This window comes from Tychonema sp. LEGE 06208, assembly GCF_015207505.1.
Classification (GTDB): Bacteria; Cyanobacteriota; Cyanobacteriia; order Cyanobacteriales; family Microcoleaceae; genus Microcoleus.
In genome coordinates this window covers 1-26615 of sequence record NZ_JADEWT010000049.1, presented here as the reverse complement: position 1 = coordinate 26615, position 26615 = coordinate 1, and the positions used below count along the sequence as shown (strand labels likewise).

The 26615-nt window shown below is 45.5% G+C and carries 25 protein-coding genes and 1 tRNA gene; 16 read left to right on the top strand and 10 right to left on the bottom strand.

Going from position 1 to position 26615, the window contains the following annotated elements; all coding sequences use genetic code 11:
- Positions 1 to 214: 214 nt before the first annotated feature.
- The 7 genes from IQ263_RS14650 to IQ263_RS14620 all read left to right on the top strand — a co-directional run bounded on the left by IQ263_RS14650 (position 215) and on the right by IQ263_RS14620 (position 6979).
- On the top strand, positions 215 to 1426 hold the full coding sequence (locus IQ263_RS14650) for a tyrosine-type recombinase/integrase (protein ID WP_194068068.1): 1212 nt from the start codon (positions 215 to 217) through the stop codon (positions 1424 to 1426).
- 194 nt (positions 1427 to 1620) lie between these two features.
- Positions 1621 to 1965 carry a hypothetical protein gene (locus tag IQ263_RS14645; RefSeq protein ID WP_194068067.1) on the top strand — a complete coding sequence of 115 codons (345 nt, stop codon included), beginning with the start codon at positions 1621 to 1623 and terminating at the stop codon, positions 1963 to 1965.
- Complete coding sequence (locus IQ263_RS14640; RefSeq protein ID WP_228050059.1) at positions 1958 to 2224, top strand: hypothetical protein; 267 nt, start codon at positions 1958 to 1960, stop codon at positions 2222 to 2224. Before IQ263_RS14645 ends, IQ263_RS14640 begins: the two co-directional genes overlap by 8 nt.
- A gap of 863 nt (positions 2225 to 3087) precedes the next feature.
- A complete protein-coding gene (locus IQ263_RS14635; protein WP_194068066.1) occupies positions 3088 to 5802 on the top strand; it encodes a DUF3854 domain-containing protein in 2715 nt (904 codons plus the stop codon).
- A 138-nt stretch (positions 5803 to 5940) separates the two neighbouring features.
- Positions 5941 to 6219 carry a hypothetical protein gene (locus IQ263_RS14630; RefSeq protein WP_194068065.1) on the top strand — a complete coding sequence of 93 codons (279 nt, stop codon included), beginning with the start codon at positions 5941 to 5943 and terminating at the stop codon, positions 6217 to 6219.
- A 119-nt stretch (positions 6220 to 6338) separates the two neighbouring features.
- Entirely contained in the window at positions 6339 to 6632 is a 294-nt protein-coding gene (locus IQ263_RS14625; RefSeq protein WP_193976001.1) for a hypothetical protein, read from the top strand.
- A 32-nt stretch (positions 6633 to 6664) separates the two neighbouring features.
- A complete protein-coding gene (locus IQ263_RS14620) occupies positions 6665 to 6979 on the top strand; it encodes a flagellar alpha dynein (protein WP_194068064.1) in 315 nt (104 codons plus the stop codon).
- A 173-nt stretch (positions 6980 to 7152) separates the two neighbouring features.
- Here IQ263_RS14620 and IQ263_RS14615 read toward each other — a convergent pair.
- Positions 7153 to 7226 (bottom strand) — tRNA-Arg (locus tag IQ263_RS14615).
- Between the two features lie 86 nt (positions 7227 to 7312).
- Between IQ263_RS14615 and IQ263_RS14610 the strand changes: the two genes are divergently transcribed.
- The 5 genes from IQ263_RS14610 (at position 7313) to IQ263_RS14590 (ending at position 11293) form a co-directional block, all read left to right on the top strand.
- Positions 7313 to 7546, top strand: coding sequence for a hypothetical protein (locus IQ263_RS14610; protein WP_194068063.1), 234 nt, complete (start codon positions 7313 to 7315; stop codon positions 7544 to 7546).
- Complete coding sequence (locus IQ263_RS14605; RefSeq protein WP_194009504.1) at positions 7533 to 7721, top strand: hypothetical protein; 189 nt, start codon at positions 7533 to 7535, stop codon at positions 7719 to 7721. Before IQ263_RS14610 ends, IQ263_RS14605 begins: the two co-directional genes overlap by 14 nt.
- 163 nt (positions 7722 to 7884) lie before the next feature.
- The gene (locus tag IQ263_RS14600) at positions 7885 to 8559 is read left to right on the top strand and encodes an Npun_F0813 family protein (RefSeq protein WP_194062548.1); all 675 of its coding nucleotides are present in this window, start codon (positions 7885 to 7887) and stop codon (positions 8557 to 8559) included.
- A gap of 554 nt (positions 8560 to 9113) precedes the next feature.
- Positions 9114 to 10178, top strand: a complete 1065-nt coding sequence (locus IQ263_RS14595; RefSeq protein ID WP_194068062.1) for a hypothetical protein — start codon at positions 9114 to 9116, stop codon at positions 10176 to 10178.
- Between the two features lie 155 nt (positions 10179 to 10333).
- Complete coding sequence (locus tag IQ263_RS14590) at positions 10334 to 11293, top strand: hypothetical protein (protein WP_194068061.1); 960 nt, start codon at positions 10334 to 10336, stop codon at positions 11291 to 11293.
- A 17-nt stretch (positions 11294 to 11310) separates the two neighbouring features.
- Here the strand turns inward: IQ263_RS14590 and IQ263_RS14585 are convergent, their stop codons facing one another.
- Entirely contained in the window at positions 11311 to 11586 is a 276-nt protein-coding gene (locus tag IQ263_RS14585; protein WP_194068060.1) for a lipopolysaccharide assembly protein LapA domain-containing protein, read from the bottom strand.
- A 484-nt stretch (positions 11587 to 12070) separates the two neighbouring features.
- The gene (locus tag IQ263_RS14580; RefSeq protein WP_486579324.1) at positions 12071 to 13627 is read right to left on the bottom strand and encodes a phosphoglucomutase/phosphomannomutase family protein; all 1557 of its coding nucleotides are present in this window, start codon (positions 13625 to 13627) and stop codon (positions 12071 to 12073) included.
- A gap of 1080 nt (positions 13628 to 14707) precedes the next feature.
- Between IQ263_RS14580 and IQ263_RS14575 the strand changes: the two genes are divergently transcribed.
- Positions 14708 to 15898 carry a hypothetical protein gene (locus IQ263_RS14575; RefSeq protein WP_228050058.1) on the top strand — a complete coding sequence of 397 codons (1191 nt, stop codon included), beginning with the start codon at positions 14708 to 14710 and terminating at the stop codon, positions 15896 to 15898.
- A 78-nt stretch (positions 15899 to 15976) separates the two neighbouring features.
- Here IQ263_RS14575 and IQ263_RS14570 read toward each other — a convergent pair whose 3' ends face one another.
- From IQ263_RS14570 to IQ263_RS14540, 7 genes are all read right to left on the bottom strand, one after another.
- Entirely contained in the window at positions 15977 to 16369 is a 393-nt protein-coding gene (locus tag IQ263_RS14570) for a DUF423 domain-containing protein (RefSeq protein ID WP_194068058.1), read from the bottom strand.
- Positions 16370 to 16521: 152 nt separating this feature from the next.
- Complete coding sequence (locus IQ263_RS14565; RefSeq protein WP_194068057.1) at positions 16522 to 16764, bottom strand: DUF4926 domain-containing protein; 243 nt, start codon at positions 16762 to 16764, stop codon at positions 16522 to 16524.
- Between the two features lie 80 nt (positions 16765 to 16844).
- Positions 16845 to 17096, bottom strand: a complete 252-nt coding sequence (locus IQ263_RS14560) for a DUF6883 domain-containing protein (RefSeq protein WP_228050057.1) — start codon at positions 17094 to 17096, stop codon at positions 16845 to 16847.
- A 380-nt stretch (positions 17097 to 17476) separates the two neighbouring features.
- A complete protein-coding gene (locus tag IQ263_RS14555; RefSeq protein WP_194068056.1) occupies positions 17477 to 18541 on the bottom strand; it encodes a CAP domain-containing protein in 1065 nt (354 codons plus the stop codon).
- 185 nt (positions 18542 to 18726) lie between these two features.
- Positions 18727 to 21183, bottom strand: coding sequence for a calcium-binding protein (locus IQ263_RS14550; protein ID WP_194068055.1), 2457 nt, complete (start codon positions 21181 to 21183; stop codon positions 18727 to 18729).
- Between the two features lie 279 nt (positions 21184 to 21462).
- On the bottom strand, positions 21463 to 22656 hold the full coding sequence (locus IQ263_RS14545; RefSeq protein ID WP_194068054.1) for a CAP domain-containing protein: 1194 nt from the start codon (positions 22654 to 22656) through the stop codon (positions 21463 to 21465).
- A gap of 307 nt (positions 22657 to 22963) precedes the next feature.
- Positions 22964 to 23287, bottom strand: coding sequence for a hypothetical protein (locus tag IQ263_RS14540; protein ID WP_228050056.1), 324 nt, complete (start codon positions 23285 to 23287; stop codon positions 22964 to 22966).
- 584 nt (positions 23288 to 23871) lie between these two features.
- Between IQ263_RS14540 and IQ263_RS14535 the strand changes: the two genes are divergently transcribed.
- From IQ263_RS14535 to IQ263_RS14530, 3 genes are read left to right on the top strand one after another with little or no spacing between them, the layout of a single operon-like run.
- Entirely contained in the window at positions 23872 to 26175 is a 2304-nt protein-coding gene (locus tag IQ263_RS14535) for a tetratricopeptide repeat protein (RefSeq protein ID WP_194068053.1), read from the top strand.
- Positions 26176 to 26199: 24 nt separating this feature from the next.
- Positions 26200 to 26376: a DUF6888 family protein gene (locus IQ263_RS30115; RefSeq protein WP_442922469.1), complete on the top strand. Its 177-nt coding sequence runs from the start codon at positions 26200 to 26202 to the stop codon at positions 26374 to 26376.
- Between the two features lie 2 nt (positions 26377 to 26378).
- Positions 26379 to 26597, top strand: coding sequence for a DUF6887 family protein (locus IQ263_RS14530; protein ID WP_194068052.1), 219 nt, complete (start codon positions 26379 to 26381; stop codon positions 26595 to 26597).
- Positions 26598 to 26615 lie beyond the last annotated feature (18 nt).

The window sequence follows — 26615 nt, the reverse complement described above, 5'->3', positions numbered from 1 at the left end:
AAGAACGGCTCAAAGCATTGATGCTATTAGGTTTTAGTAACGGGTACGGCAGGACTTGAACCTGCGGCTCGCTGCTTAGAAGGCAGTAGCCTCAAATTATTGTATCACCCTGTGCGTAAGCTTCTTAGTTTTTTGTCATGCAAAATGCGAAACAAATGCGAAACAAATGCGAAACAATTTGGTACTGTAGGTGTGCAGAGTTAATGACCTAACCATGCAAGTAAACAAATCTCAGCGTCGGAAAAAAGGGACTGTAGGGGTGATGGTAAGCCGGGGTCTGCTACGCCTTCATTTACCTCGCGAGCTTTACGGGGGTAAAAATAAGTTTGTGTGCATGGGTCTGCCGGATACTTTGGAAAACCGGGCGATCGCAGAATGCAAGGCTAAGCAGATTGAGCTTGACATCCTTACAGGAATGTTTGACCCAAATGATTTAAGCAAATACAAACCTGTCCAACTCCACAAACACAGCGGTAACCTGGTCCAGGCTAAATTTGGGGCAACAAGTCTGACGCTACAAGAATTGTGGGACAAATATTTAAACTACAAGCAGAACACGCTCAAGCCAAAGTCTTTGCATTACTTGCAGACTACGTTGGGGCGACACATAGCCAAGTGTCCTTCGGATATTCTGCAAGCGCTAGAAGTTCGCGAAGTCCTTTTAGGGACAACAACGGGGGACATGACTAAGCGCATTCTTACTCACTTAAATGCTGCTGTTAGTTGGGGTATCAAGCATAGGTTGATTACTTTACCTGTTAGTCCTTACAAAGATATGGCTAATGATTTGCCTAAGTACAACTGGCAAAACGACCCCGCCCCTAATGGTTTTGTTACTGAAGAAAAGTTGCTGGTGCTGCAAGCTTTTGAGTCTCACAAGAATAAACCCGGACACTGCTACCACACATACTACCCATTGGTAAAGTTTTGGTTTTTAACGGGTTGCCGTCCTAGCGAAGCTATTGGCTTGACTTGGGGGAATATCTCGCCCGACTGTTCTTATGTTTTGTTCAACGGCAGTATTCAGTTCATTGAGGGGAAAGCTGTTGAGAGTAAGGGCAGTAAAAATAACAAACACCGAAAATTCCCTTGCAATAATGAGTTGAAAGAGTTTTTAGTGTCAATTAGACCGCAACAGTTTGACTCTAAAAAAATTGTTTTCTCTTCTCCTACCGGGGACGTAATCAACTACAGTAATTTTTCTCAAAGAGCTTGGCACAAGATAGTTGTACCTATCACTGACAAGACGCGGGAACCTGGTTACAAGCCTACGACTCCATATTCTTGTCGGGATACTTTTATTAGCGAACAATTGGCGCAAGGTATCCCATCTGCGGTAATTGCTCGCTGGTGTGATACGTCGGAAAGTATTATTAATTCCCACTATTTAGACAACAAAATATTGGAGCATTTACGCCCGCTTTGATGCTGTTAGGATGTTGATTCTAGGGGCAACTTTTGCGAAACAAAACTTTACAGTCCCTGTGTTGACAAGGAAGTGTAAGTCTGCAATCGTGAGTAACTAAGGAAGATTGATGCGCGGTTGACGAGCACTGACAATGCTAGCCAAACCACGACTTCCCCAAATCGTTGTGTTGGAACGTTTGGAGCCGAATAATTATGACATTTTCAGACGATTGTCTTTGCGGACGATCGCAACTCTTTACGTTTAAGGCGAAAGAGACAGTTACTATTGACCGCGCAACCCTTGAGCACATTTTTGCCTTGCTGAATGGGTGCAGCGCCAATTTTAAGTATTTGTGCGACAACGATATTTTTGTGTTTGCCACAAAGAACTACCTTGCCAGTCTGGACAACCCCGAAAACGGTAAAGCCCTTAATCTACTGGGCGTATGGACGGACACTTGGCCCGACGCGAGTGAGGAGCTTGCAGATGGATTAGAGGAAGCTTTGCAATCAATCAAATTCATTTTGGCCGCTAGTGCTGGGGGCGGGAATGACTAAACCTGCTGCTAGTTGTCGGCGGATTGACCAACTCAAGGCTCTGGCTTTTGCCTGTGGTTTCACCAACGAAGACGCTAAGCAGTTCGGGAAGCTTTCCAAGACTGCTACTTGGGAAGCGCTGCTAGAACTTTACCTAGTTGATAGCGAGTCGCTAGACACAGTGCTAGACACAATACTAGATAGTGTAGACGCTTTTGTAGACACCACTAGCAGCACTAGACCAAAAGCTAGACATTCACAAAACCTTGCAGGGGGCTAAGCTTAACGGCTGCGATTGCTTGTGCTTTAACTGCTGGCAATATCGCCCGCGAGCTGTTAGTCAACAGGAGGAAGAGGAAAAGTGAAAACGCGGGCCGGGGGGGGAGCTGGTTTATGGCCCGCCCCCCCCGGCCGTGCCTCTAGAATTTAAGGCGCCGCAGGCAACCGGAACTGAGTAATACCCGGTACACTCTTTAACAAGTAGAAAAAAAGCTTAATAGATAATGTTAGTTGAAAAATAGCAAAAAATAGATAACAAACAATTTATCATCTATTTTGATATGTTTTCTGATTACTTGATTCCTTCTTTAAGCTCCTGGGTTTATCTAGCGGGATTTTTCCGATGTTCCGCTAGCAAGCTCTGCCGAAGTTGCACAGATTCCGCCGGAACTTCGGAAAAATAGCCGCAACTTTTCGGCAAGATGTAGGATTTAAATTGGTGGGACTCTAGCCTTGAGCAATTGAGGTGCATCCGGTAGGCAGCCCAAGAAATGCTTTGACAAGAGAAAGAGTAGGCGAATCTGTCGCGGTCGATGGCGACGAATGGGTTCGGGAATCTCCCAAAGTAGGTTGCTAGGAAGGGCGGGTTAAAACCCGGTAAACAGACGGCCCGGTGATAAGCGCCGTGAGTGCATACGACCCACCAGAGGTAAGCTGGACTCTCATTTGCACGAGGTGACTGGCTTTTTATCGCAAGCAAAACGCATTCCTTTGATGCTTGATTTTGCATGGCGATACAAGCTGGTTCCATTTAAGCTTTCAATTTTTCAAAAAAGTAAACGCCAAAAAACCGCTGCCTCTGATTGGAACCCAGTGTTGCAGCAGTCTTTTGGTACTAAACCCGCTTTTTAGGGCGGTACACTCATGAATTCATCATACCCCACTGGGTCAAATTCTGCATCTCAAAATTCAACCTTCATCAGCCCCAAACACCTCGCCGAGTGGGTTGAAGGTTCAGCCGTATCAGAAGCGATCGCCCGTCTCAATATCGAATCGCTGACGGCCAAAGAACTCAACGAACGCATCCAGCCCAAAGAACCAATCAAAACAGGTGGTTGGTGGTGCCGCAGCATCAATTGGCGCACTGGGGTAAAAACAGGGAACCGCTACGGCCAGGGCAAGCCAGACAAACCGCATCAACCAGAAGGGCAAAAACCGCGTAAGTACCTAACAGCATCAGGAATGGAACCCGACGCAATCTTCCTAGCCATGCCAGACAGAGATTACTGGCTCAAGACTCGCAACGACCTCTCTGTTCCCCGGCACTGGACAGAAGGGGTTAAAAAGGCTGGCTCTGGACTGAGCATCGGCTTAGCAACCATTGCTTTGACAGGAGTTTGGAATTGGGGCAAAGACGGGCAGTTGGCAAAAGAGGTTGAAAACTGGGCGCAACCTGAAACTGTTCATTACATAGACTTTGACTCTGACTACGCAGCCAATTCATCTTGCCGTGCAGCCATTTTGAAGTTTGGCCGCTTGCTGGCAGAGCATGGCTGTGAGGTACACATCACGGTTTGGGATACCAAATTCAAAGGGATGGATGATTTCATCAAAGCTAACGGTGCTGACGCTTTCAAGGAATCTGTAGCGGACGCGCCAACCCTAGTCAAATGGGAAAAACAGCTTAAAAAAAGCGATCGCAAAATTGACATTTCAAACCCTAATATTTCTTTAACTCCTCACCCGCGTACGCGAGAAGATGTAGTATGCCAGAAGTATGACAGTATTAAAGGGGACTACATCCTAGACACAGCGCCGACTGCACTCCAAAACTTCGTACAGAAGGCAGAGGCTGCACTTTACTCAGACGGTCACTGGAAATCTATTGGAGGTCAGCTTTATCACTATGTCGGCAGTCACTACCAATTGCGCTCGGAATCCGAAGAAAAACGTCGTATCGGTGACTGGCTTAATACCTACGCGGAAAAGGTAAAGGGTGTTTGGGTCAACAACCGAGCCAAGTCTAGTAACGTAGCCGAGGTTCTCAAGTGGGTTATTGATCGGAGCGCCGTTGACCCCAACAAGATAAATCCTGACGGTTTGAACTGCTCTAACGGGGTAGTGAGGATTAATCCTGATGGCTCTCACTCGCTTGTGCCACATGACCCTAACCAGGTCTATACCTACGTCGGGAGCGAGTATAAGCCTGATGTTGATAGCGCCGATTGCGATCGCCTTTTGGAATGTTTGGAGCCGGCACAGCGCGAGATATTTCTGCGGACTGCTGCTGCTGCGTTGAATTTGAAATTGGTGCGGTCAAAGCTGACTGGTAAGGGAGTCAAGGGCTTGCTGTGCTACGGCGAGGGGTCTAACGGCAAAGATACGCTGCGGGCCGTGTTGGCTGCTGTCTTTGGGCGGGGGATGACTGGGAAGTCACTGTCGGACTTCAAGTCTTATGACGGTGGACGTAAATTTGCACTGGCTACCATTGAGGGCGGTGTCTGCAATTGGGCTTCTGAGAATGCTTCAAATGTGAGTCTCGACGCTCTTCAAAGTCTTAAGCAGTTCATCACAGGCGACCCTCTTGATATTGAGCGCAAAGGTAAGGATAGCTACGAATACAAGCCTGCTGCGATTTTCTTAGCCAACTGCAACAAGCTACCGTCTATCACCGGGGGGACGGCTGCTATTGATGACCGCTACGGCATCCTGAGCTTTAAGAAAACTTACAAGCGCGGCGCTGACCCGTCTCAGGGTGAGTTAGAGGCTGACCCGCGTTTTAAGGATGACCCGGACTTTATTCTGGAGCGGATTGCGCCGGCGATGCTTAACAAGATGTTGGAGCGGATGCCGCTGTTGCTGGCTGAGGGTATTGACTACAAGGCGACTCGTGAGGCGATGCGGGAAGCTCAGGAAGAAAGCCGGCACTTGTGGCAGTTTGCTCGTGAGGTTGGATTGGAATTCAACCCAGAGGGCAAGGTTTACATTGGAGACCTTTATGAAATGTTGGAGGACTGGTATTTGGAGAATGGGTGGCTGACTGTTGATGACTCCGGTAAAAAAACTAAAAAGTCGTGGGAAGCTGAATCGCCCTATGACTCACCAGTGAAGAAGTCTCAAGATTTGTATTTGCGCTTGCGGGAATTATTCCCCAAGATTGAGCGGCGGGTTGATACTCAGGAACGAAAAGGTCACAAATTTATTTTTGGATTGAAACTTGTGAATTCATCGCAACCATCGCAACCCCCTTGCACAGAGAGGGTTTCATCGCAACTGCCATCGCAACTCGGTTGTCTTGACGGTTGCGATGAAACCCTTAGCCAGAGCCAAGGTTGCGATGGTTGCGATGAAAATCCAACTCTTTTGGAATTTTGCAATTCGTTCTCCAAACTCTCTGTCTCCGACAAGCAAAAACTGGTAGAACTACTCACCGGCATTCCCTGCTCTGACCCGCTCAAAGCATTCAGAGTTGGAGACAAAGTGGCTGGCAACAATCCAGAGGATATTAGCTACAACTGGCACGGCCGCATCGTCGAGATTCACACGAGCATCAGTTGCAAGGTTGACTGGCAAGAGCGCGAAGGCATGAAGGGCGGACGGGTAATCTCAATGCTCTTCTGTAACCTGCGGAAAATTTAGCCGCTGCCTGACTGTTGACGGCTAAACCCATCCCCCTTAACTGGGGGATTTTTATGTCTACAAATTTTGTAGACAAATTGTTGACAGTGTAGACAGCTATCAGTTATTGTAGACAAATACTGTATACAGATGTCTACAATGAGTCAAAGTCAAGTCGTATCGTTTAGAGCTTCCGGTCACTTCCTGAATTGGATAGAAGCTCAGAGATTAGACGGTGAGTCGGTTAATCAAGCTGCACAACGCATTCTCAAGGAAGTCTCAGGCACGTCTACCACGCTGTCTAAAGAAAGTGACACTAACCTCGTGTCTACAGTAGCCGCCGAAAGTGTAGACATACTTATATCCGATCGTCTTGCCCCACTAATTAAACGGATAGCTGTCATTGAAGAACGTCTGGAAAAACTGAAGGTTGACTAGCTAGACAGAGTGCTAGCATCCAACTAGACAACCACTAAACAAAGTGCTAGTATTTAACTAGACAACCACTAAACAAAGTGCTAGTATTTAGCTAAACGACCACTAGACAGGTACTAAACATGACAGACAGATGCCAGCTTAACTTGAGATTAGACGGTCGCCGAGACTTGCTCGAAACCATTAAAAATGTTGCAGCAGCAGAGGGTTTGAGCGTCAATGCTTGGGTAATCCGCACCTTAGAGCAAGCGGCCAACCAGGCAATATCAGCGCCAACAATCCAACCTCAAACACAAGTGTCCGAAATTTCGGACATTCAACCAGTGCTAGACAAATTGCTAGATAGTAAGCTAGACACACTGCTAGCCACTAAATTAGCAGGGATTGAAGAACGCTTGGGAAAATTGAGTGCCTGAGTGATGGCAACGATGAATCACTCAGGCAGGAATTGAAAGCGGCCAACAAGCAACTTGCAGAATGGGATGTGGAACTCAATCAGTTACACGAGCGCAACGGCGATTTGGGGCTAAAGGTGCAGATGTTGGAGCAAGAACTCAAGGAAGCGCAGCGCGATCGGGGAGGAATTGACACAGAACTCTCCGACCTGAGACAAAAATCAAAAAATGATGCACCCAGGAAAAATTTTCCCGATTTTCCAGAACCGGCTGACTTGCTCAACCAGTTAAAAGCGCGGCGCAAAAAATCCAGAGCGGACTTGGCAGACGTGGAGACGTTCTTGGAAATATTGGGCTCGGAGAGTTGACCCGTGTCTGCTGAAAGGATGCCGGGATACCACCTCTGACCCAGATAGGCAGTGTTTCGCATTTGTTGTGCGAAACAAAATGCGAAACAAATGCGAAACAAATAAGGTTTGAGCCGCCCTCTACTTTTCGGTAAAGAACGGCTCAAAGCATTGATGCTATTAGGTTTTAGTAACGGGTACGGCAGGACTTGAACCTGCGGCTCGCTGCTTAGAAGGCAGCTACTCTATCCAACTGAGTTACGCACCCAACTCAAAAATTGCTAACAACATTATTGTATCGGTGCAGTGTGCGATCGAGCAAGTAAATATCTGATAATTTATGCAGAAATCGGTTTGAACTACAAAAATAGGGCATCGAGGGCGATCGCCCTCAATGTCAAAAACCGAGACGATAGGAGCGATCGTATTACCAAAAAACCAGATCTAGTCTCTGGATTTGAGTCACAAGTCGATCCTCAGCGACTAACTTGTCGCTCAGGAGCGATGTTTGGTAACATTCGGCTCAACTTGATATTTGATCAAAATGTGGTAGAACTAGGAGTGAAAGACTCAGGTGCAAATCCCTGATGGTACGGAGCCAATATATAAGGTTCCTCTACGACATCAAAGCAAAATAGTCGATCGCCCGATCGGTACGATCGCGAAAATCAAGCGTTGCCAGTACAGCATTCCCTGGTGCGCGGGGAATTTTTTCCTTAGTGCATTAGTTGAAACGCCAGGGTTGAGAAACAATCTCAACTGAGAAATTTGTTAGCATTAGTTAGCAAAAAAGGATCGCAACGCTTGAGGAGGGCAATCCTGCTAATGTAAGTGGACTCATTAAATCAAGAATCCCCAAACCTAAAGGCTAGGGGAACGTCACAAGCACAGCACCTCGGCCATGACAGGAGTCAAATCGCAGTGTCATGTTTATTCTGAAACGGCAGGACGTTGAAATAACCAATTATCAACATCCAAAACGGGATCAACAAATTCCCATTCTCAATTATCAGGGGCAGACTTTTCGCCTGATCAGCGCCTTCAACGGCAAACAAGCAGAAGACGCCAGAGCCTTGTGGCGGGACTTAACCGACAATCGAGGCAAAGCCTGCGTTCTGCTAGAAGAGCCGGATAGGTATAGCGTCTGGGGAAAAGTCCGTTTAGATCAGCTTGCGGGTGAAGAACAAGCAGGTACAGAATCTGCATCATCACCGCTGTTCGCGCAGGGTTGCCTGCTGCTGCTCCAAGCTGTTTACTTCGATGTAGAAGACCTCTTAGGCGCAAGGCAAGCCGCATCGTTTCAGAAAGATATCGCCAAGATATTTCAGCAGGGCAACTTCCCCCAGGCAGACTCGGCTGATGCGATCAAAAATTGGCTGACCGTTAGTCCCTTGCAAAATCATAAGGTGCCCCCTTGGCAAGAGCAACATCTCAAAACCTTATTGCAAGAACTCCACCGTTTGGGCAAATCATATTTTGGCGATACGGGCTTCGCTGAGGGAGTGAGCGATGTACTGCAAGATATGCCAGCACCGGATCGCACTCAATTTTTAGATTGGCTGAAACAATCAGCCCTCAACAAGTTATGGATTGCAGCATAAACAATCTTTGACAATTGCTCAGACAATTGGCAGCAGATAATTAAGCTGAGATAATTGCACTGTAGGGGCTACGGGATATACAGGTGGGAATGCCAACTTGTACGAACAACCAAATTGTTGAGTCGGTTTTGGTGCCACCTACAGTCTAGCAATTTAACTAAATTTCGATCGCAGTCCCCACCCACAATCATCGATCTGATTGGGGTAGTGCGAAACAAAAACAACAGAGACAGCAACATTTGAGGGTATGATTTCAGAGATGGATTTGGTACTGTAAAAGCCTTAATGGTGAAGACACAGACCTTACTTCTATCATTTATTATTATTTCCGGACAAAAGATCGACTAACAACTAATTCCTCGAATTAGTAAATAGATATTATTCTTGCTTAGTCTTTCTCTTAGTGTACGAGGGCAAAAATCCCGACGGCACGCTGAGGACGCCAGTTTTTCCGGGAGCGTCAGACAAAGGTTATGTGGCGAAAGAATCCTCATCTACAATCACAAATTGAGATGGGGTGGGTTCAACCGCTAGTTAGGTTTCGTGAAATCCCTATGAGTAGCACTTCAGAAAAGTCATCTACATCTGCATCTTTACTGTCAGCTCAGACCCTAGTAATTGTGGGCATTGTCTGGGCTGTAATGGCACTGCTGTTCTTTTTGCTGTTCAGCGTTCCCCTCTCACCAGAAGAGGGCTTACCTCTTTGGTACTCGATCGGCACTCTTATTTTTGAATGCGGAGCATACTTGGGAGCGACTTTAGTCTGTTTTAGAAACTGGCAAAGCCCGCACATGGTCAGCGGGCGCAACGTCTGGCTGGGAATTGGTTTGGGGATGCTCTTCTATTTGATCGGCGGCGTGCTGTTCGGGATTTGGGAACTCTATTTCGAGTTAGACCCGGACGTGTCCCCGGCAGATGCGTTTTATCTGGTCAGTTATGTGGCATTGATCGGGGGCATGGTTATAGCCGTGACTTCCAAGCGGCTGAATCTAGAAATTTGGCAGTGGGGTTTGTTAGCGGGAATTGCAGCCTTCGGGATTGCTGTAGCTATCTGGGTTGCTGCACCTGACTCTTGGAGGGCACAGGTAGGAATGGCCCCGGCAGCCACCCAGGAAGTAGTGACAGAATCTGCACCAGCAACGGCTGCCCCAGGAAAAGCGCCTGCTTTGGACAATTCATCCAACTCAAAGGAAAAAGGAGCAGCTGCGACTGCTGCTAAATCCGCACCCGAAGAAGAAGAAGCAGCAGAACCAAGTAAAACTCCCGCATGGGTGATGGCACTTGAGAAGCAACTGTCGCCTTACGCCTATGCAATCAATTTGTTTTACATCGTCGGGGACGTTTTTCTGCTGATTATTGCTACTGCACTGCTGTTGGCATTTTGGGGAGGACGTTTTTCGCAATCTTGGCGAATGATTGCGGCTGCAACTTTTTCGCTTTACGTCGCAGATATGTACTTTAAATGGCGCGATACTCAGGCTGAGGGTAGTTATCAAAGCGGCAGTTTGCTGGAAGTCTTTTTTGTTTTCAGCGGCATCCTGTTCGGAATAGGAGCTGTCTTGGAACATGACATCTCAACCCGTTCTCGCCAGAACAGGCGGAGTCGTCGCTCCGCGTAGCAATGGGAGATTGGGGTTGCTTCGGCAAGAGATGGAAACGCGAAAGCTGTTTTGCCCTTGCCGGCATCTGTCAACTTTAAATCGAAAATGAAAAATCACAGTTCGCCGATCGCACTTCCTGCGTTTTTTCACATTTTTTTGCTGGAAAATTTGGCATGACGCCCACAAAACTATCCGATTCAGACAAACGGGAACTCCTGCGGCTGTACCGACAGTCGGACGAGAATACTATCACTCTAGCAAAGCGCTACGGAGTAAGTAGTTCGACAGTCAGGCGCATCATTCAGGGCGCTTTGTCGGAGTCGGAATACGAATTTCTAGTCCAGCAAAAACAAAAGCGTTCCTCCACCAGCAGCACAGTTTCTGAGCCGAAAGATGAGACTGCATCCCCGGCTGCTGAGGGCGAAACCGATCCTGCAGGTGTCCCCCTGTCGGAGTCAGTCCCTGTCCCGAAATCAGCCTCAAATTCGAGGCCGACTCCGACAAAGCGTTCTTTATCAAATGCCCAGTCGGATTTGGTTTCGGCTTTGCCAGATACTACTTTATCAACCGATGTCGATCGCAGCGACAGCGCTGCTGTGACTGGGGAACAGCAGCCTGTGCTTTTAGAAGCAGAAAAGGTGGCGGGTGAAGATTTTAGCGATTTCGAGGAAGATGAGGACGATTTAGATGAGGACGATTTAGATGAGGACGACGCGGACGATTTAGACGATTTCGACGAAGATTTAGAGGATGAAAATTCTCTCTTTGAAGCCAGCCTGCTGGGTTCGATGTCGGGGGATTCGAGCGAGTTTCGGGCTACTGGGGTGATTCAAGTTTTGCCTTTAAGCGAAGCATCTGTACCCCAAATTTGCTATTTAGTAGTCGATCGGGCGTCCGAGTTAATCACTAGACCTCTGAAAGCTTTTGGCGAACTCGGTCAAATTCCGGCGATCGAAATTCGCGAAAAAACCCTGCCAGTATTTGACAATCACCGAGTAGCGCGCCGATTTGCCACTCGCAATCAAAGAGTTTTCAAGATTCCTGACGGCCGGATGCTGCAAAAAGCTGCGCCTTACCTGCTAGCCAAGGGAATTACTCGGCTGTTGATTGACGGTCAGGTGTATTCAATCTAAGCATTCAGCAAATTAACTTAATATTCTGCGGTGTCGGAGTCCTGTGAATTTGCCTGAAAGTTGGAACGCGAACCTTGGGACTCAGAAAGGTTCCACAGCGGTTGCAGCAGCGCACCGCCGATCAGTCCTGCACTAATACTCGTCGCCAATACTAATCCTACGGGCATTTGTATGGATTTAAAAAAGATAAAGTTTAAGGATACTGGGGCGGCGTTCTGTACTGAGATTATGCCGATCGCGCCGGCCAAAATTGCTAATAAAAAACTAATGGCGAGCTGAGGAATTGTTTTCATAAAAGGCTTGACAAGCTAACAATTTAACTGATATACTTATTGTATAATAGAAATCTGTGTCAAAATATTATTTTTGCAACCATCCCATTATTAAATAATATACAATAAAATATCAGGAAAAGTCAAGTAGATACTAAAAAAAATGAGGTTTTTTTTAAATATTTAAACAAATAAAAATAAACTGTAACAAGTCGGACTGTATTGCAAGTATAGCCTTTCTCAGAAAGATGAGGTACTATGCGGCATTGGGCATAAGGCATACGTCACGACGCTTGAGAAAGGCTATATATGACTGGCCGAGCAGTATCGATGATTAATTTTAGTTGTTTTAATAGGGTGCGTCAGTTGTAAAATCTTGGCTAAACACAGATCGGATCATTGCTGACGCACCCTACGGACTCAAGCCCTAGATGAGGTGCGCGCTGCGCGCACCATACAATCTCAAGGCCTAGGGAAAAAACCCCGCATTGGAATAGGTGAAAAATTAAGCAGGTTCTAAATGGGAAATAACCTTTTCCATGTATTCAGCAACTTTGGTTTCTTTTTCCACAGAATTGGTTTCCATGTAAACGCGCATCAAAGGTTCGGTTCCCGAAGGCCGCAGGAGTACCCAACCGCCGTCTTCTAGATAAAGTTTAATGCCGTCTTTGCGGCCGATTTCCTTAACGCCGATACCCGCTATTTCCGTGGGGGGATTCTTGGTAAAAGAATCCAAAACGGCTGCTTTGTGGGCTTCCTCTAGGTGCAAGTCCAAGCGTTTGTTGTACAGGGGGCCGTCGGCTTCTTTGATGGCTTCTTCGACTAGCTGAGAAAGCGGTTTGCCTTCGTAGGCGATCGCCTCAGCAACTAGCATATCAGCCAAAATCCCGTCTTTTTCGGGGATGTGACCCAAAACGCTCAAACCGCCAGACTCTTCGCCTCCAATGAGCACCGCAGTTTCCCGCATTTTTTCGCCGATGTATTTAAAACCGACTGCGGTTTCGTAGATTTTTAAACCGTATTTGGCGGCCATATTGTCGAGCAAGTGGGTAGTTGCGACGGTACGGACGATCGCCCCAGTCAAGCCTTTATTCTTAACCAAGTGGCGGCCCAAGAGCAACAGCACAGTGTTGGGAGTTAAGACATTTCCCAACTCATCAACAATACCAAAGCGATCGGCATCGCCATCGGTGGCCAAACCTAAATCAGCCGAATCCTTTTTAACAGATTCCACCAACTCGACTAACTGTTCGCCCTTGGGTTCGGGCATTCCGCCACCAAACAGCACGTCGCGGTAGGTGTGAAAACTTTCGACATCACAGCCGCAGTGTTCCAAAACTTCGTCAAGATAACCGCGAGAAGTCGAATAGAGAGCGTCGTACTTGACCTTTAACTTAGCAGAGCGAATCCGCTCCACATCGATCGAGGCATAAAGAAACTTCAGATATTCGGGTTTCGGATCGAAAGTGGAGATTTTATCGTTGTGGCTACCGATTGCTGGCGCATCAGAAGCACCAGCAATATTTGCCACAATCGTATCGGTAATTTCTGGGGTAGCCGGGCCGGCGTAGTCGGGGATGTATTTGATGCCGCAGTAAGGTGCGGGATTGTGCGATGCGGTGAACATCAAAGCGCCTGCGGAGTTTAGATGCTTGGCGCTGTAGGCGATGACTGGTGTCGGACAATCTCGATCGACCACAAGCACAGTCCATCCCAAATCTGCCAATATTTCCGCCGACGTGCGGGCGAACTCGTCTGCCAAAAAGCGGGTATCGTAGGAGACTAGAACTGGGCGGTCTTTGGTGTAAGCAGTTTCCAGGTAACTGGCGATCGCCCTAGTGACTTTTCGCACGTTGGCAAAAGTAAAGTCACGGGCAATCAATCCTCGCCACCCATCGGTTCCGAACTTAATTTCTGTTGAATTGCTGGCGCTCATTTTATCACTTCCTCTCGTCCTACTAATCCTACCCGAAGGCATAGCCTTAAAGACGTAGTGGCCGCGGTCTTTTTGAGGTGCGCCGAAGCGATCGCCAGCAAGAATCCCCGCGCCAAGCCCAATCAACCCGATCCTATCCTTGTGTGAGCCCGATCCGACTTTTGGCAGAGGACTCGAAGCAGCTAGAGTTGGTAAAATCTGATATTGGGCGCGCGAGTTGATCTAAATTCGGGTTTTGAAAGCTGGTTGGGCGATCGAATAGACGGGGAAAAATTGCGGGCGATTCATCAAAAAACCCGGAATCAATTAGTCCGAGGGCGATCGCGAACTGTCACATAAATTTTACTATCATCATAAATTTAATTATTTATTTATAAAAGCCTCTCTTAGAATGTGTTAGTGTTTTCTCACAATCGCCAGGCTGAAAATAATTTTCTTGCTTCACCGAAATCAATTAATCAAAGTTATCGTTAGATTGTGATGTAGGGTAGATTCTTTGAGAAAGCAGGGATGGACAAAAACGAGCCAAAACAAAGACTAAAAATTTAAATCAGCAGTTTTTTTGAGGTCAACTAAACTTTAATTGTCAGCTTTTAAGACAAGTTGAATTTATTTTCAGCCTTTTTTACAACAAAAAAATGGGTTTAAAGCATCCCCCTTTTCAGCAAATAGTTCACAGCAAACAGTTGACAGTTCGAGAAAAGAATTAAGGTATATAGCGGTTATCAAAAAAGTGAGGTATGCTTTTAGGTTCTATGCCCTGCGCGGGCCGATGCCCTATGCCGCATAGTACCTCCTATGATAGCACAGAAAGGCTATAGCAGTTCTATCTCTCATAGGAGGTATCCCTCAGTTGAACAATTTCTCAATCCCCAAATCCCCTAATCTAAAATCTAAAATAGACTGATGAGGTATCCCTCAATTGATTAATTTCTCAATCCCCAAATCCCCCAATCTAAAACCTAAAATCTAAAATTCTTACTGAGCGACTTGCACACTCGCGTCTTGTGAACCCGCGAAGTCGAAGCAAGTCTAAGTGAGCCGAAGTATCTAAAATAGATTGACTCCTCACCACGCTTGAAAAAGGCTATGAAGATCGCCGTCTCCCTGTGATCCAGCGCACAATCAATAGCGCTATTAACGTACAATCTATAAAAGATGCAGGCAGTCAAGCTAAATAGCTTATAGTTTTAAGCACAATGGCAGATGACTTTTAGCCTCAAAATGGAGAAAATTGCAGTTAACAACTTTAAAAATCAGGAAATCGAGCGGGTGCGACTTTATCACAAAACGAGGTTTATCATGACAAGTATTTCACAACTATATTTGAAGTCTTTATCAGCAACCGACGAGATTCAACAGGGCGACAGTTTTCTAACACGGGGTATGAATGAATCTGACATTCAAAAAAATCCCGAGGCGGGGGGTGTTAATGTTTCTTCCTTAGCAGTTAGCTGGGCAAAAAAATATTACAATACAGTCGAAGCACGAGAAAAACAAACGTCGCGGCAAATTCCCCACAGCCCGCAGTCAAATAACTTTGATGAAAACCGAGCCCAAATTGTTGACAAATTGATAGATACCCTAAAAGTAGGTAGCGAGATAGCTTGGAATAAAGTAGAAGCTATTTTAGGGGGACAAATAGAGCAGCAGGCGATCGATGCGAGCTTAATCGATCGTGAAGAAATTTTGGCCGACACTCGCGCTTTATATCGCAAAGCAATAGACGCTTACGGCGATAGAGAACCAGCTTCTCGTTTGTCAGTGCTGGTGGGAAAAGATATTGTCAAAGTGAGGCGGAAATACTCACAGAGAGATTCCTTAGTGCTAGGATTTGTGACGTTGGAGTTTCAATATACTAGCAGAATCTTGTTAGGATGTCTTTCGGAGTCAGAGCGATCGGAATTTACACCCTACTTAAAAGTTGTAGATGACTACCTGCACAGTCCCTACGGAGAGATTAACGAGGCTGCTGCGAATCAGCCACCGAATTCAAAAGCTATGTTAGCGGTTCAGCATTTGTTGCAGCACGCGACTCAGATTGCTAGTGCAGTGTACGATCGCGCTAGTTCCCAGCATCAAGGATACCGCAGCAGCAGCGGTTATTTGAGCGATCGCGATGTAAAAAATTCTAGTATCCGGGATGTCGAAATTTTTCAAAGCTATTTGTGTTGGTGCGTTTTGGAAGAAAGCATTGGCCCGGTACAGCAAGAATTGTTTCCAATGTGCGTGATGCTTTACCCAAAACTTCATGTAAGTTGGGAGTTAGTGCAGGATATGCTGCTGATTTTGTTTTGGGAAATATCCGATCGGCTTCCTGCTGAAGATTTAATGGTATTTTTACCTTACTTGCGGACTGTGACAGAGATGTTTTCCAGCGATGTCTTTGATAATTAGTCCGTTATTAGTTGGCAGTTGTTAGGAAAGCAGTTGGTTGTTGGTTGTTGGCAGTTATTGTCAAAATTTAGCAACAGGTTATTTGAAAGAGAAAGCTGCGACGGCCAAACATCCCCAACCGACAATAAAAGCAACTCCGCCCAGCGGCGTAATGGCACCCAGCCATTTGATGTCAGTCAAACTCAGGGCGTACAAACTTCCTGAAAAAACGATCGTGCCGGCAATAAAAGCCCATCCAGCCACTGCAAAAAAGGTTTGAGACTCTGGGGCGCGGCTTAATAGTAAAGCTACGAGCAATAGAGCTAGGGCGTGGTACATTTGATATCGGGCTGCAGTTTCAAAAATTGCTAAAGCTCGATCGCCCAAGTGACTTTTCAAAGCGTGGGAGGCAAAAGCACCGCCTGCAACGGATAAACCTCCGAAGACGGCTGCTGTTGCGAGGAAAATGCGCGTTAAGATTAGTGATGACATAATTTAACCATCGTTGAATTTTATTTAAGTTTACGTTTAGTCCTGGACGCATTGGGGTCAAAAAACCGGTTTTTTTTAGGAAAATACTTCGTTGGAACATCGCAGATTTGGTAACAAACCCGGTTTCTGACCGCCCGTGCGTCCAGGACTGTTTATGCAGCCTCGGTCAAAGTCCTGACACGCAAAACTTCATTAGACATCAACGGTTCAATTTGCGACTCAGCTAAGGTAATTACAGCTATAGTTTCACCTAAAGCATTAAAAACTTCGAGACTGTAGCCATCCTCATCGGGGTGGGGATGATGCTCAACAATAGTGGCAATATCTCCTCGACAGAGTTTGTACTTGGGTACATCTGTTCGTAATGCTACTCTTTTAAACAAGGGAAATTTCATTTTCATACCTCCTTATTGGGATATAGGGTGATAAACTTGGTTTTTTGTGAGGGAAACTCAGTCATCCAAACAGTCACTACTCACAGGCTTATGCCGTTAGGGCCAGTTAACGTGCCGCGAATTTCATACTTATTACCATAGCGCGTTTGTTCGGTTGGTGTTGCATCCAGAGGCAAAATTTGTTCTCTTAAGTCTTGTTCTAGTTGTTGCCATTTGTCTAGGGTGTAATTGGCTCGTGCAAGAAACAAAGATTTATCATCTTCTACTAAGAACTTGAGCAAGTATTGAGTTATTTTTGCTTCAGTAATAATGGTATCATTAGGTAGTTTCATTTACTTAATTTTGTAATATTAGTACAAGCGATTTAAAATTATATATTTAAAGATCGATAGCACTTCACAAAAGAAAAGAGATCGCCCTTTTTTACCGCAGATAAACATGGATGGAATAAGGACGATCGCGTATATTGTTATAGCAAGAAGTTTCACGGTTGGGTGGGGGCGGGTTTGTCAAGATTATTTGTGGGTGGCATAATCGAGCGGCGAACCAGCCCCTACAAATTTATCCTCATATTTTACAGGCATTGCAGGTTGGGTTCGCCTAGATATTTGACACCGATCGACAAATTATAAAAACCAGCCCTAACCCACCAACAAATGATGCAAACTAGCCTGACAATTCTCAGCTTATCTGGTGTAGCGAAAATTTCTTATCAAGATTTCCTCATTATAAATGGTATGTTTGCTCCTCTGTTACCACACACTATAGTACCTGTAATTTGTCTACCATCCAAGCTCACAGAACCACTATATCTTAGTAATGCTAAATTCCCAAACATAGCAATTGCTTCAAATTGAGTACCTGAAATTCGACTATTCGTAATATTGTTATATCTCTGATAAACACCTGAAAGTATTAGCTGGCTCCCACTTTGACGGATTGTAATTGGAGAATAACCAGTTCCAAGTTCTGGCGCTGACACACAGGAATTATTTACATCATTGGATAAGAACTTAAAACTCCCAGTCTCAATTACCCATTTGCCTGTAAGATTAAGTTGTCTAGGCTGATTTGTATCTCTAGGTGGTCTATCAGTTTGATTCGGGAATTGATTAGGAAGGTTTCCTCTATTCTCAGAATACTCTTGAGCAAAGTTCATTACACAGACTTTTCCCACACCTGCTATAGATGAGTTACCACAACCTACTCCCATTAATCTAAAAGTTGAATTTAGAAAGTTTTTTCTATGTCCACGACTAGCTTCCCAGTAATCGAGCATCAAGTTCATTACAATAAATTCAGGTGAGGAACCAGCTCCAATATTTTCCGCTACAACGCCCCTACTGGAGCCGTAACGATTTACTCTATCACCTATATTACTACCATCTCTTCCAGTGTGACTTATCTGGCTAAAAGATGTAGCAACTGACTGTTCGCGAGCATGATCTGCTGCTGCTGAACCAAGTCCATTAGATGTACGAAGTGTTGGGATTGGAGAAGTTCTTTTAAGGGCACTAATTGCTTCATCAAATGCTGCTAAGTCTCCAAACACACCAAATCGACTATTTTGCCCAGGAATTTGGAAGGATCTGGTAGCAGGATCGTATGTTTGTTTGACTCTTTGCAGCCAATCAGCATAAGCTGGAGGATTTTCTCTAGCTCGGTTAATCTCGGAAATCATTCTCTGCTCAAATGCTGAACTGTTTTGAGCTAATACTACTGATATTTGTGTTACTTGAAATGTGGTTATAGCCAGAAAAACTAAAGTTTGACGCATGACATTATTGCTAAATTTTATAAATGATTTGCTGGAATTTATTCGGTTTTTTCTAAGGATTTGGCTCCCATCGCGATCGCAAAAGCAAAAGGGGCAACCACGGGGGATTGCCCCTACCAATGGCGATCGCGCGCAAGAAAGGTCGAGGCGATCGCCTGGAGCGCAAACCTATTTGATGATTAGATTTAGAGAATGATGAAATTCGCGGCTGTCAGGGGATTATTATCGTAAACGATCGTAATAACATTCCCCGAATTAGAGCCGAGAGTGATTTGAGCAAAGCGTTTACCCGGATCGGGATTGCCATTGACATCGTTTACTGTGCCGTTGAAGAAGTTTCCAGGTGCGCTTAAAACAGCAGCTCCGTCCTTAAATCCATAGCTAGCAGCCAACTGTATTTTGTCATCAGCTACCGTAAAATCCGCTATCCCATCTTTACCGCTTGCGACATCAAAAATAAAGGTATCGCTGCCAGGGCCTCCTGTCAGGGCATCCTCGCCAAGACCACCAATCAGCGTATCATTGCCACCGCCACCATCAAGCCCATCGTTGCCAGCACCTCCAATCAGGCTATCATTGCCAGCTACACCGTTGATGGTGTCGTTACCCCCTAAACCGTTGAGGGTATCAGCCAAATCTGTACCAAGGACTTTATTATCTCCCTCAGTTGCAGTGGTTGGCGTTGAATCTTGAACGGTAAATCCTTGGAATTTGTAGCCAATATCTGCAAGTAGTGCCAAATCAACTTTGGTGGGGATGAAGGCATTGGCATTACCGCCGTCACCAAGAAGAGATGGCAAACCACCCTTACTAACAATACTAGCTGGATGTCCCAAGTCGGCTCTAAGAGGAATAGGATTACCTGCATTAGCAGATCTGGCATTGGGACCGTCAAAAGAGGCTCCAACTGTTCTTGCGCGGAAAACTTGTGCAAGGCCAATCCCTAGAGCGTGTTCTATTTCATGGGCGGCAGTGATAAAAAGATTCCCACCTCCGGTATTATCAGTATTATCGCTCAGGTCAAATGGGGTAATGTCAGTGACGTTTGCACTATTAAATGTGATCCTGGCTGCAAAAGGTTCATAATTAACCCCATTGATCCGATCCGGAAAAACATAGGAAGAACGTTTTTCATCAGTGAAACCACCCTGGGTCGTATAACCAGTAGAGCCCGCAAGAGGTTGAGCAGCCACAAAGATTAGTAGATCGTCAATCTCGTTGTCCAAAACAACCTTCTTAATTTCATCTGTTGGACTTTGAGGATCTTGTACCCAGAATTCAGTACCAACGGGAACATTGGGAAATTCATCTTGGATAACAGCTTCCCAGTAGTCTGCTGCTGCTTCTAAAGTAGCTTTGCGGTTGGGGCCATCAATGGGGTCACTGAAGTATCCATTGGTATCAAACCGATAGTCAAATGTGATGTTGAAAGTGCTTACCTGAGAAGGAGCACTGGCCCGACCTTCAGCTTGGCCAATAGTTTGGTAGTGTTCCCAACCACTTTTTACCTTGCTATCAAAAATCGCTTGGGTAGCGTCGTAATTATTGACAAGGTAGAACTTTTCATCGAATGATGCTGGTGCCGGAGTCGGTGTTGTCACCGGAGTTGGCGTTGTCACCGGAGTCGGAGTCGTCACCGGAGTTGGCGTTGTCACCGGAGTTGGCGTTGTCACCGGAGTCGGAGTCGTCACCGGAGTTGGTGTTGTCACCGGAGTTGGTGTTGTCACCGGAGTTGGTGTTGTCACCGGAGTTGGTGTTGTCACCGGAGTTGGTGTTGTCACCGGAGTCGGTGTTGGGGCTGGTGTTGGTGTTGGGGCTGGTGTTGGTGTTGTCACCGGAGTTGGTGTTGTCACCGGAGTCGGTGTTGGGGCTGGTGTTGGTGTTGGGGCTGGTGTTGGTGTTGTCACCGGAGTCGGTGTTGTCACCGGAGTTGACGCAGGGGTTGGTGCTGGTGTCGGCGCTGGTGTTGGGGCTGGTGTTGGGGCTGGCGCTGGAGTTGGGGCTGGAGTTGGGGCTGGTGTTGGTGTCGGCGCTGGTGTTGGTGTGGGACTAGCTGCAAACGTGCTACTGGCAACATTGAGCAAAACCGCGATCGCCCGATTGGTACTTTTATCTATCATCACCGTGTCGCCACTACTAGCACCATTAGCACCCGTACCCGCACTAAAAGTGTAGTTATCAAAATTCAAAATGCCGTTGTCGCTGGCAATGCGATCGCTTCCATTTTGATAATCGGTAATGTAATCAATACTCTCATCATCTAACAGTAGAAAAAATGTGTCAGAGCCACTGCCACCTGTTAGGGTATCGATACCCCGATCGCCGTGCAAACTATCATTGCCGCTACCGCCGACAATTGAATCATTGCCTTGACCGCCGCACAAGCAATCATCTCCATCTCCTCCGATAACAGTATCTTCATCTTTGTCGCCGCGAAGGGAATCATTGCCACCTCCGCCCTCAATTTCATCATTTCCTTTGCCACCATATACAACTTCAGCATCAGAGGAACCGCTGACAGTATCATTGCCTTTGCGAGTTGCCAATCCTCCAGGCACTTCCTGAAGTTGTCCAGCTTGGAGTGCAACATTGTCGGCTGTATCTTCTCCGATCAAATAAATCCCTTGTCGTTTGATAGTCATAATTTTCCTACCTATTGGTTTGCAAAAAAAACTAAGTCAAGAAATGGCGATCGCGCTTTAAGTCCGATCGATAATTACCTCTGATATTATGTCCGGTAGCATCCGATTTTTATCGGTGGGGCGGGTTTATAAGATTGTGGGTTTTAGGCCATAATTGTTGGTAAACCAGCCATCCAAAATTTATACAATTCCGAATTAAACGGACATGATATGATTGAAAAAATTATGGAAAATCACCTGTTTTGTGAAAAGGCTATCGCTTGTTAGTTGTTATATCCTTCAAGCTTTATAGGCCGTCAAAACAGCCATATAGTAGTTGGTTTGATTCCCTCTTGTGACGCTGGTATAACCGATACCTACATCCGTATGCTTGCCGTATAAATCATTAAGAGCTAGCAAGTGAATCCGATGGCCAGGGGGTGATATTCCAGCATCAACGAGCAAATTTGCCATCTGATCTTTTCCTGAAGTTTGAGCACCAGAGGAATTGCCAACGGTGTATACGGTCGATAGCGATTCAATGAAATTGTTGGCGGGGTTGCCCAAGTAAAACGACGGCAGCGGATATCCAGCTCGCTCTACCTTTATGTTTGGGCCCAGACCGTCTGGATCTACATGAGCGAAGTAATTTCTAGCTGCCAAATCATCAGCTCGCTGCTGAGCAACCTGATTTAAAATCGGATCGGGTGTTAAGGGAGGACGAGGCGTAACTCCACTCAGATCAATCCCTAACTGTTGTCCTGTGGCTTGGGGATTTTGCCGAGCAGAGTTGAGGAAATCTAAAGCCGATCGCTCTTCTGGATCTAAGCCGGGGGTTCCTGTTGAACTCGGACTTGGCGATGGATTTGGACTCGGATTTGGACTCGGATTTGGACTCGGATTTGGACTCGGATTTGGACTCGGATTTGGACTCGGACTTATTGTCCCATTTCCACCGATAATTTTCGCAGAAACACTGCCAACATCACCAGAAAAATTGGTCAACAATGCCAAGACTTTATCAAAAGAAGAATTGCCATTTTTGCTAGCATAAACTCCGACACTATTGCTGTCATTACGAGCAACTAAAACGCGAGAACCTGTCAGGTTATCTACCAGTCGGAGGAAATCAAAAGCAGCATTAAAGTCGGTAATAATAGCTACCCCTTCGCCGATGACACCAAAAGTATCACTACCTCCACCCCCTGTCAGCGTATCTGTGTCAAAGCCACTGACTAAATAATCATCTCCTTTGCCACCAAACAGTTGATCTGCACCCAATCCGCCATACATAGAGTCGCTATCCCGACCACCATAGATAACATCGTTACCAGGATCTCCCAATAAACTGTCACTTCCAGAACCGCCAACAATCAGATCGTTTCCCGCATCGCCTACTAGCGTGTCATCGCCAGCATAGCCATAAATTTCGACGGGTTCAGGATTCAACCAAATGAGTTGGTCATTTTGCGCTGTTCCATCTAAACGAGCCATATTCAATCTCCAATTTGTTAAGTCAATTTGCGGATCGAAAAACAAAAGGCCGGAGAAGGGTCGATCGCACATAATGCGAAATCACCACTTCCCCAGCCCCGCGAAAATCACAATCGTCTCGAACTAGGTTTTGTGTTTATTTAGATGATTCAAACTTTTAATACCGCCAGCCATCGCAGCCGTGCAGTGTAGATACACTTAGGCTTTATTCACCTTGACAAAAAAACATACACCATTCTCGTCTGTTTGTCAACATTCTACAGGGACATAAGTCCCTGTCTCAGTGCCCAGGCGAGGTAGCCCGCACCTATTCCTTTGAATTCCACTCCCGAATATCTTCCTCAGAAATGTGATGCCGATAAAAAGTAGAACCTTTCACAGTCACTTGAATCTTACCTTTACCCTTTTCTCTCCTCTCACTCTCAATAATCACCTGTCCAAACCCTGTTTCTGTCCAAGTTTCACACAAAATCTTCTCAACTTGATTCAAAACCTGATTAATCGGATTCTCTTTGCTTTCTGGCGCTGATGACATATCTGTTTCCACCTTCTGAGTTGACTTAGCTTTGCTGTTGCTGTCGCCTGCTTTGTCAGTCCGATCGCCTGCTGCATCCTCTGATACAAACCTCATAGCTTCTGACTCCCTAAATTTCAGCCTTTATTGACATTGCGGAAATAGCCCTATGTTTTTACGCATACTTCCAGCTTTTGTAACAATCATTTACACGATCGCTCCCAAAGCCACAGACAGTGAAGCACCTATTACCCGCGATCGCACAACAAATAGCAGCCTTGCATCCGCACAATCCCCATCCGCCAGAAAATCCATAGTTCTTACCTCCAAAATGGTGTTTGCAAAAATTTAATTATTGAATAACTTTTAACCCGTAACTCAGTGTAAAATCAATGCACATTCAAAACTCACAATTGTGCAGTCACAGGCAGCAGTCACCAACCTTTGACATCAAATCCGGTTGCATCGGAATGATATAGATATAGAGGACACGGCAGTGCCGTGTCCCTACAATTGATCGCCGTAGGGACACGGCACTGCCGTGTCCTCCGTTTTTATAATTCCGATGCTAACGGATTTGATATGACATTTCGCTGCCCTACGCGATCGCACTTAAGACATCACACTTTTTCAAACATCCCAGGGGTTATCCCCCCTAAATACACCGCGCGATCGTACTTATACCTATAGGTAAACTACCGATGAATCAAGCAGAGTTTATCACCATTTACAACAATTTAGGCAATAAATGCAAGCAAGTTTTGCAGCAAAAACTAGCTGGAAAACCCAACAAACAAATCGCCAAAATTCTCGCAATTAAATCAGAAGCAACTGTACGCCAACACTTGACCGCAGCATATCAAGCCTTTGGTTTGGGAGACGACAAGCGCTCAAGCTGGTCAGATTTGCAGTCATTGTTTTTTCAATTCATGCCAGAATTAATCCCGGCGCAACCTGTAGAAACACAACCATTAAATTCTCGCTGGGTTGAACGAACTTCAGATATTGCCAAACTCCAAAAATGGACATCAGAAAATTTCAAAATTTTGATAATAGTAGGAGAAGGCGGCATCGGAAAAACCACCTTAGCACAGCAATACTTAGCAAGTTGCCAATTTGAAAAAATCTTAGATATGAAAATTGCCCTAACTCCCGAAAACTTGCGGAGTGCCGATTCATTTGTACAAACTTGGCTGCAACAAGATTTTCAGGAAGATGCACCCAGAGATTTTAGCCTCAGTTTAAACTTACTAGAAAAAAAACTGCGTCAAATCAAAGTCGCAATTTTCATAGACAACTTAGAACCTGCCTTATGCAACGGTATGTTTTTACCTGAATACCGCAATTATGTAGAATTACTGCGGGTCCTGTGCGATCCGAGAATCAAAGGAGTCACCCTGATTACCAGTAGAGAAAAATTAAAAGAACCAGATATCAGAGGCGTTCAAACTCACAGTTTGACAGGCTTGAGTCCAGAAGCATGGCAACAATATTTTGAATTTCCCAAAACTTCGGAAGATTTACAAGCTCTGCAAGAAATGCACGCAGTTTACAAAGGTAATGCTCTGGCAATGGAGGTGCTGTACAATGATATTCACAATAATTATGACGGAGATATTGCCGAAGCTTGGCAACAAAACCGCCAGGAATTACAGCAGCTAGATCCATTTTCGTTTCTTATCAACAATCAACTAAATCGCCTCAACGCTCACTCTCAGCAAGCTTACCGCTTGCTATGCCGTTTGGGAGCTTGTCGGTATCAAGAAATTGAATGGTTGCCAGATACTTGTATCAAGGCTTTGCTGTGGGATGTAACGCCAGCAGAACAATTGAAAGTAACGCGGCAGTTGTGCGACTATTCCTTGCTACAATTACATCGGGGCAAATACCGAATGCACCCAGCAATTCGGGCGGCGGGTTTGAATCAGTTGCAAAAGAGCAGCGAATGGGAACAAACTCAAAGGGCGATCGCCCAACATTGGTTTACCAGTGTAGAACACATTCAATCCCCTCAGTTAGGTTTGCAAGTTTTAGAAGCTTATTATCATTTCCGAGAAATACATGATTGTGATTCAGCGTGGGATGTATTGTGCCGCCCTGCTATACCTATTTTACCAGAAGAATTGTTTCTATATTTTTTATCCTGGGGATACATCAGCCAAACTCTTGAATTAGCAGAAAAACTGTTAAATCGAGTTTCGCCTAACCGGGAAGCAAGTCTGTATCGTTGCATCGGCGACTGTCACGCCTATTTGCTAGCGGATGGTTTTGAGGTAGCTTTAGAATATCACCGCCAAGCTCAATTTGCTGCTAAGCGTGAAGGCGATAAATGGACAGAATTCAACTCCTATAGTGATATGGGTTTGTGCTATATTGCTGCTGGTGAATACGAGTTAGGATTAGCTATTTACCAAGCAAAACTCGATCTAGCTTTATCTCCAGTATCTCCTGCAATTCAATCTCGGTTAAATAGTTGTTACTGCGAAGTTGCTCTACTGCGCTCTTATTTAGGACAAGGGAGTGAGGCCAAGGCAGCATTGAAAGAAGCTAAAAGACACTTACAACAACCTTTAGAAAATGTTCCGCCTTGGCAAGCTTGTTGGGATTTGAATATGGCTGGTTTAGCTCAAAAACATATTGGCGAGTACGAACAAGCTAAGCAAACTTTAGGGCAAGTTGTGGCGATCGCCCAAAATTGCAACTTTACATCAGACATCGCCCGTGCCTGGTACATTCTGGGCGATGTTTTTCGAGAAAGTAATGATTTTTCAGCTTCTTTGAAATATCAAAACCAAGCCATTGAATTTTATACGAAAATTGGTGCTAAGTACGAATTAGGGATTAGCAATTATTACATCGGGCTGACTTACCGGGATTTGGGAGAATTAGAAATAGCTCAGAATCACTGGCAGCAAGCTATTAAAATATTTAATCAAATGAAAACGCCTAAACAAGTGAATAAAGTTCAAGATTGTCTGAATGGCAATTTTAGCCAAAAAGTGTAAAATGAAAGATGGTGAGTTTCAGGAGTGGAAGCTATTCCCACGACAGCACAGAGGCAAACCTTCATTCTTTGTTGCTGGGCAACAAAATTGTATCGGAGTGTTCATTTAGTCCGTATAGATGAGCGGACAGGAAATGTGTTCATCTTAGTTGGTGAAGAAATCGAAATCGAAATTAAACCCAAGGTCGAATGGATTAAATAAATATGAAACCCAACTTCAATGAAATGAGCAAAAAAGAGTTACGCGCTTATGTACTCGCTCATCGAGATGATAATGAGGCATTCTATGCTTATGTTGATAAAATCAACGCAGAAGGGAACCGGGTAACGCATCCACCCCTAAAATCCTTAGAGGATATGGAAAATTATCCAGAGTTTATAGAAAAACTCCGGGGCGATCCGGGCCACCAAGAATCAGCTTAGATGTAGTGGGGCGGGTTT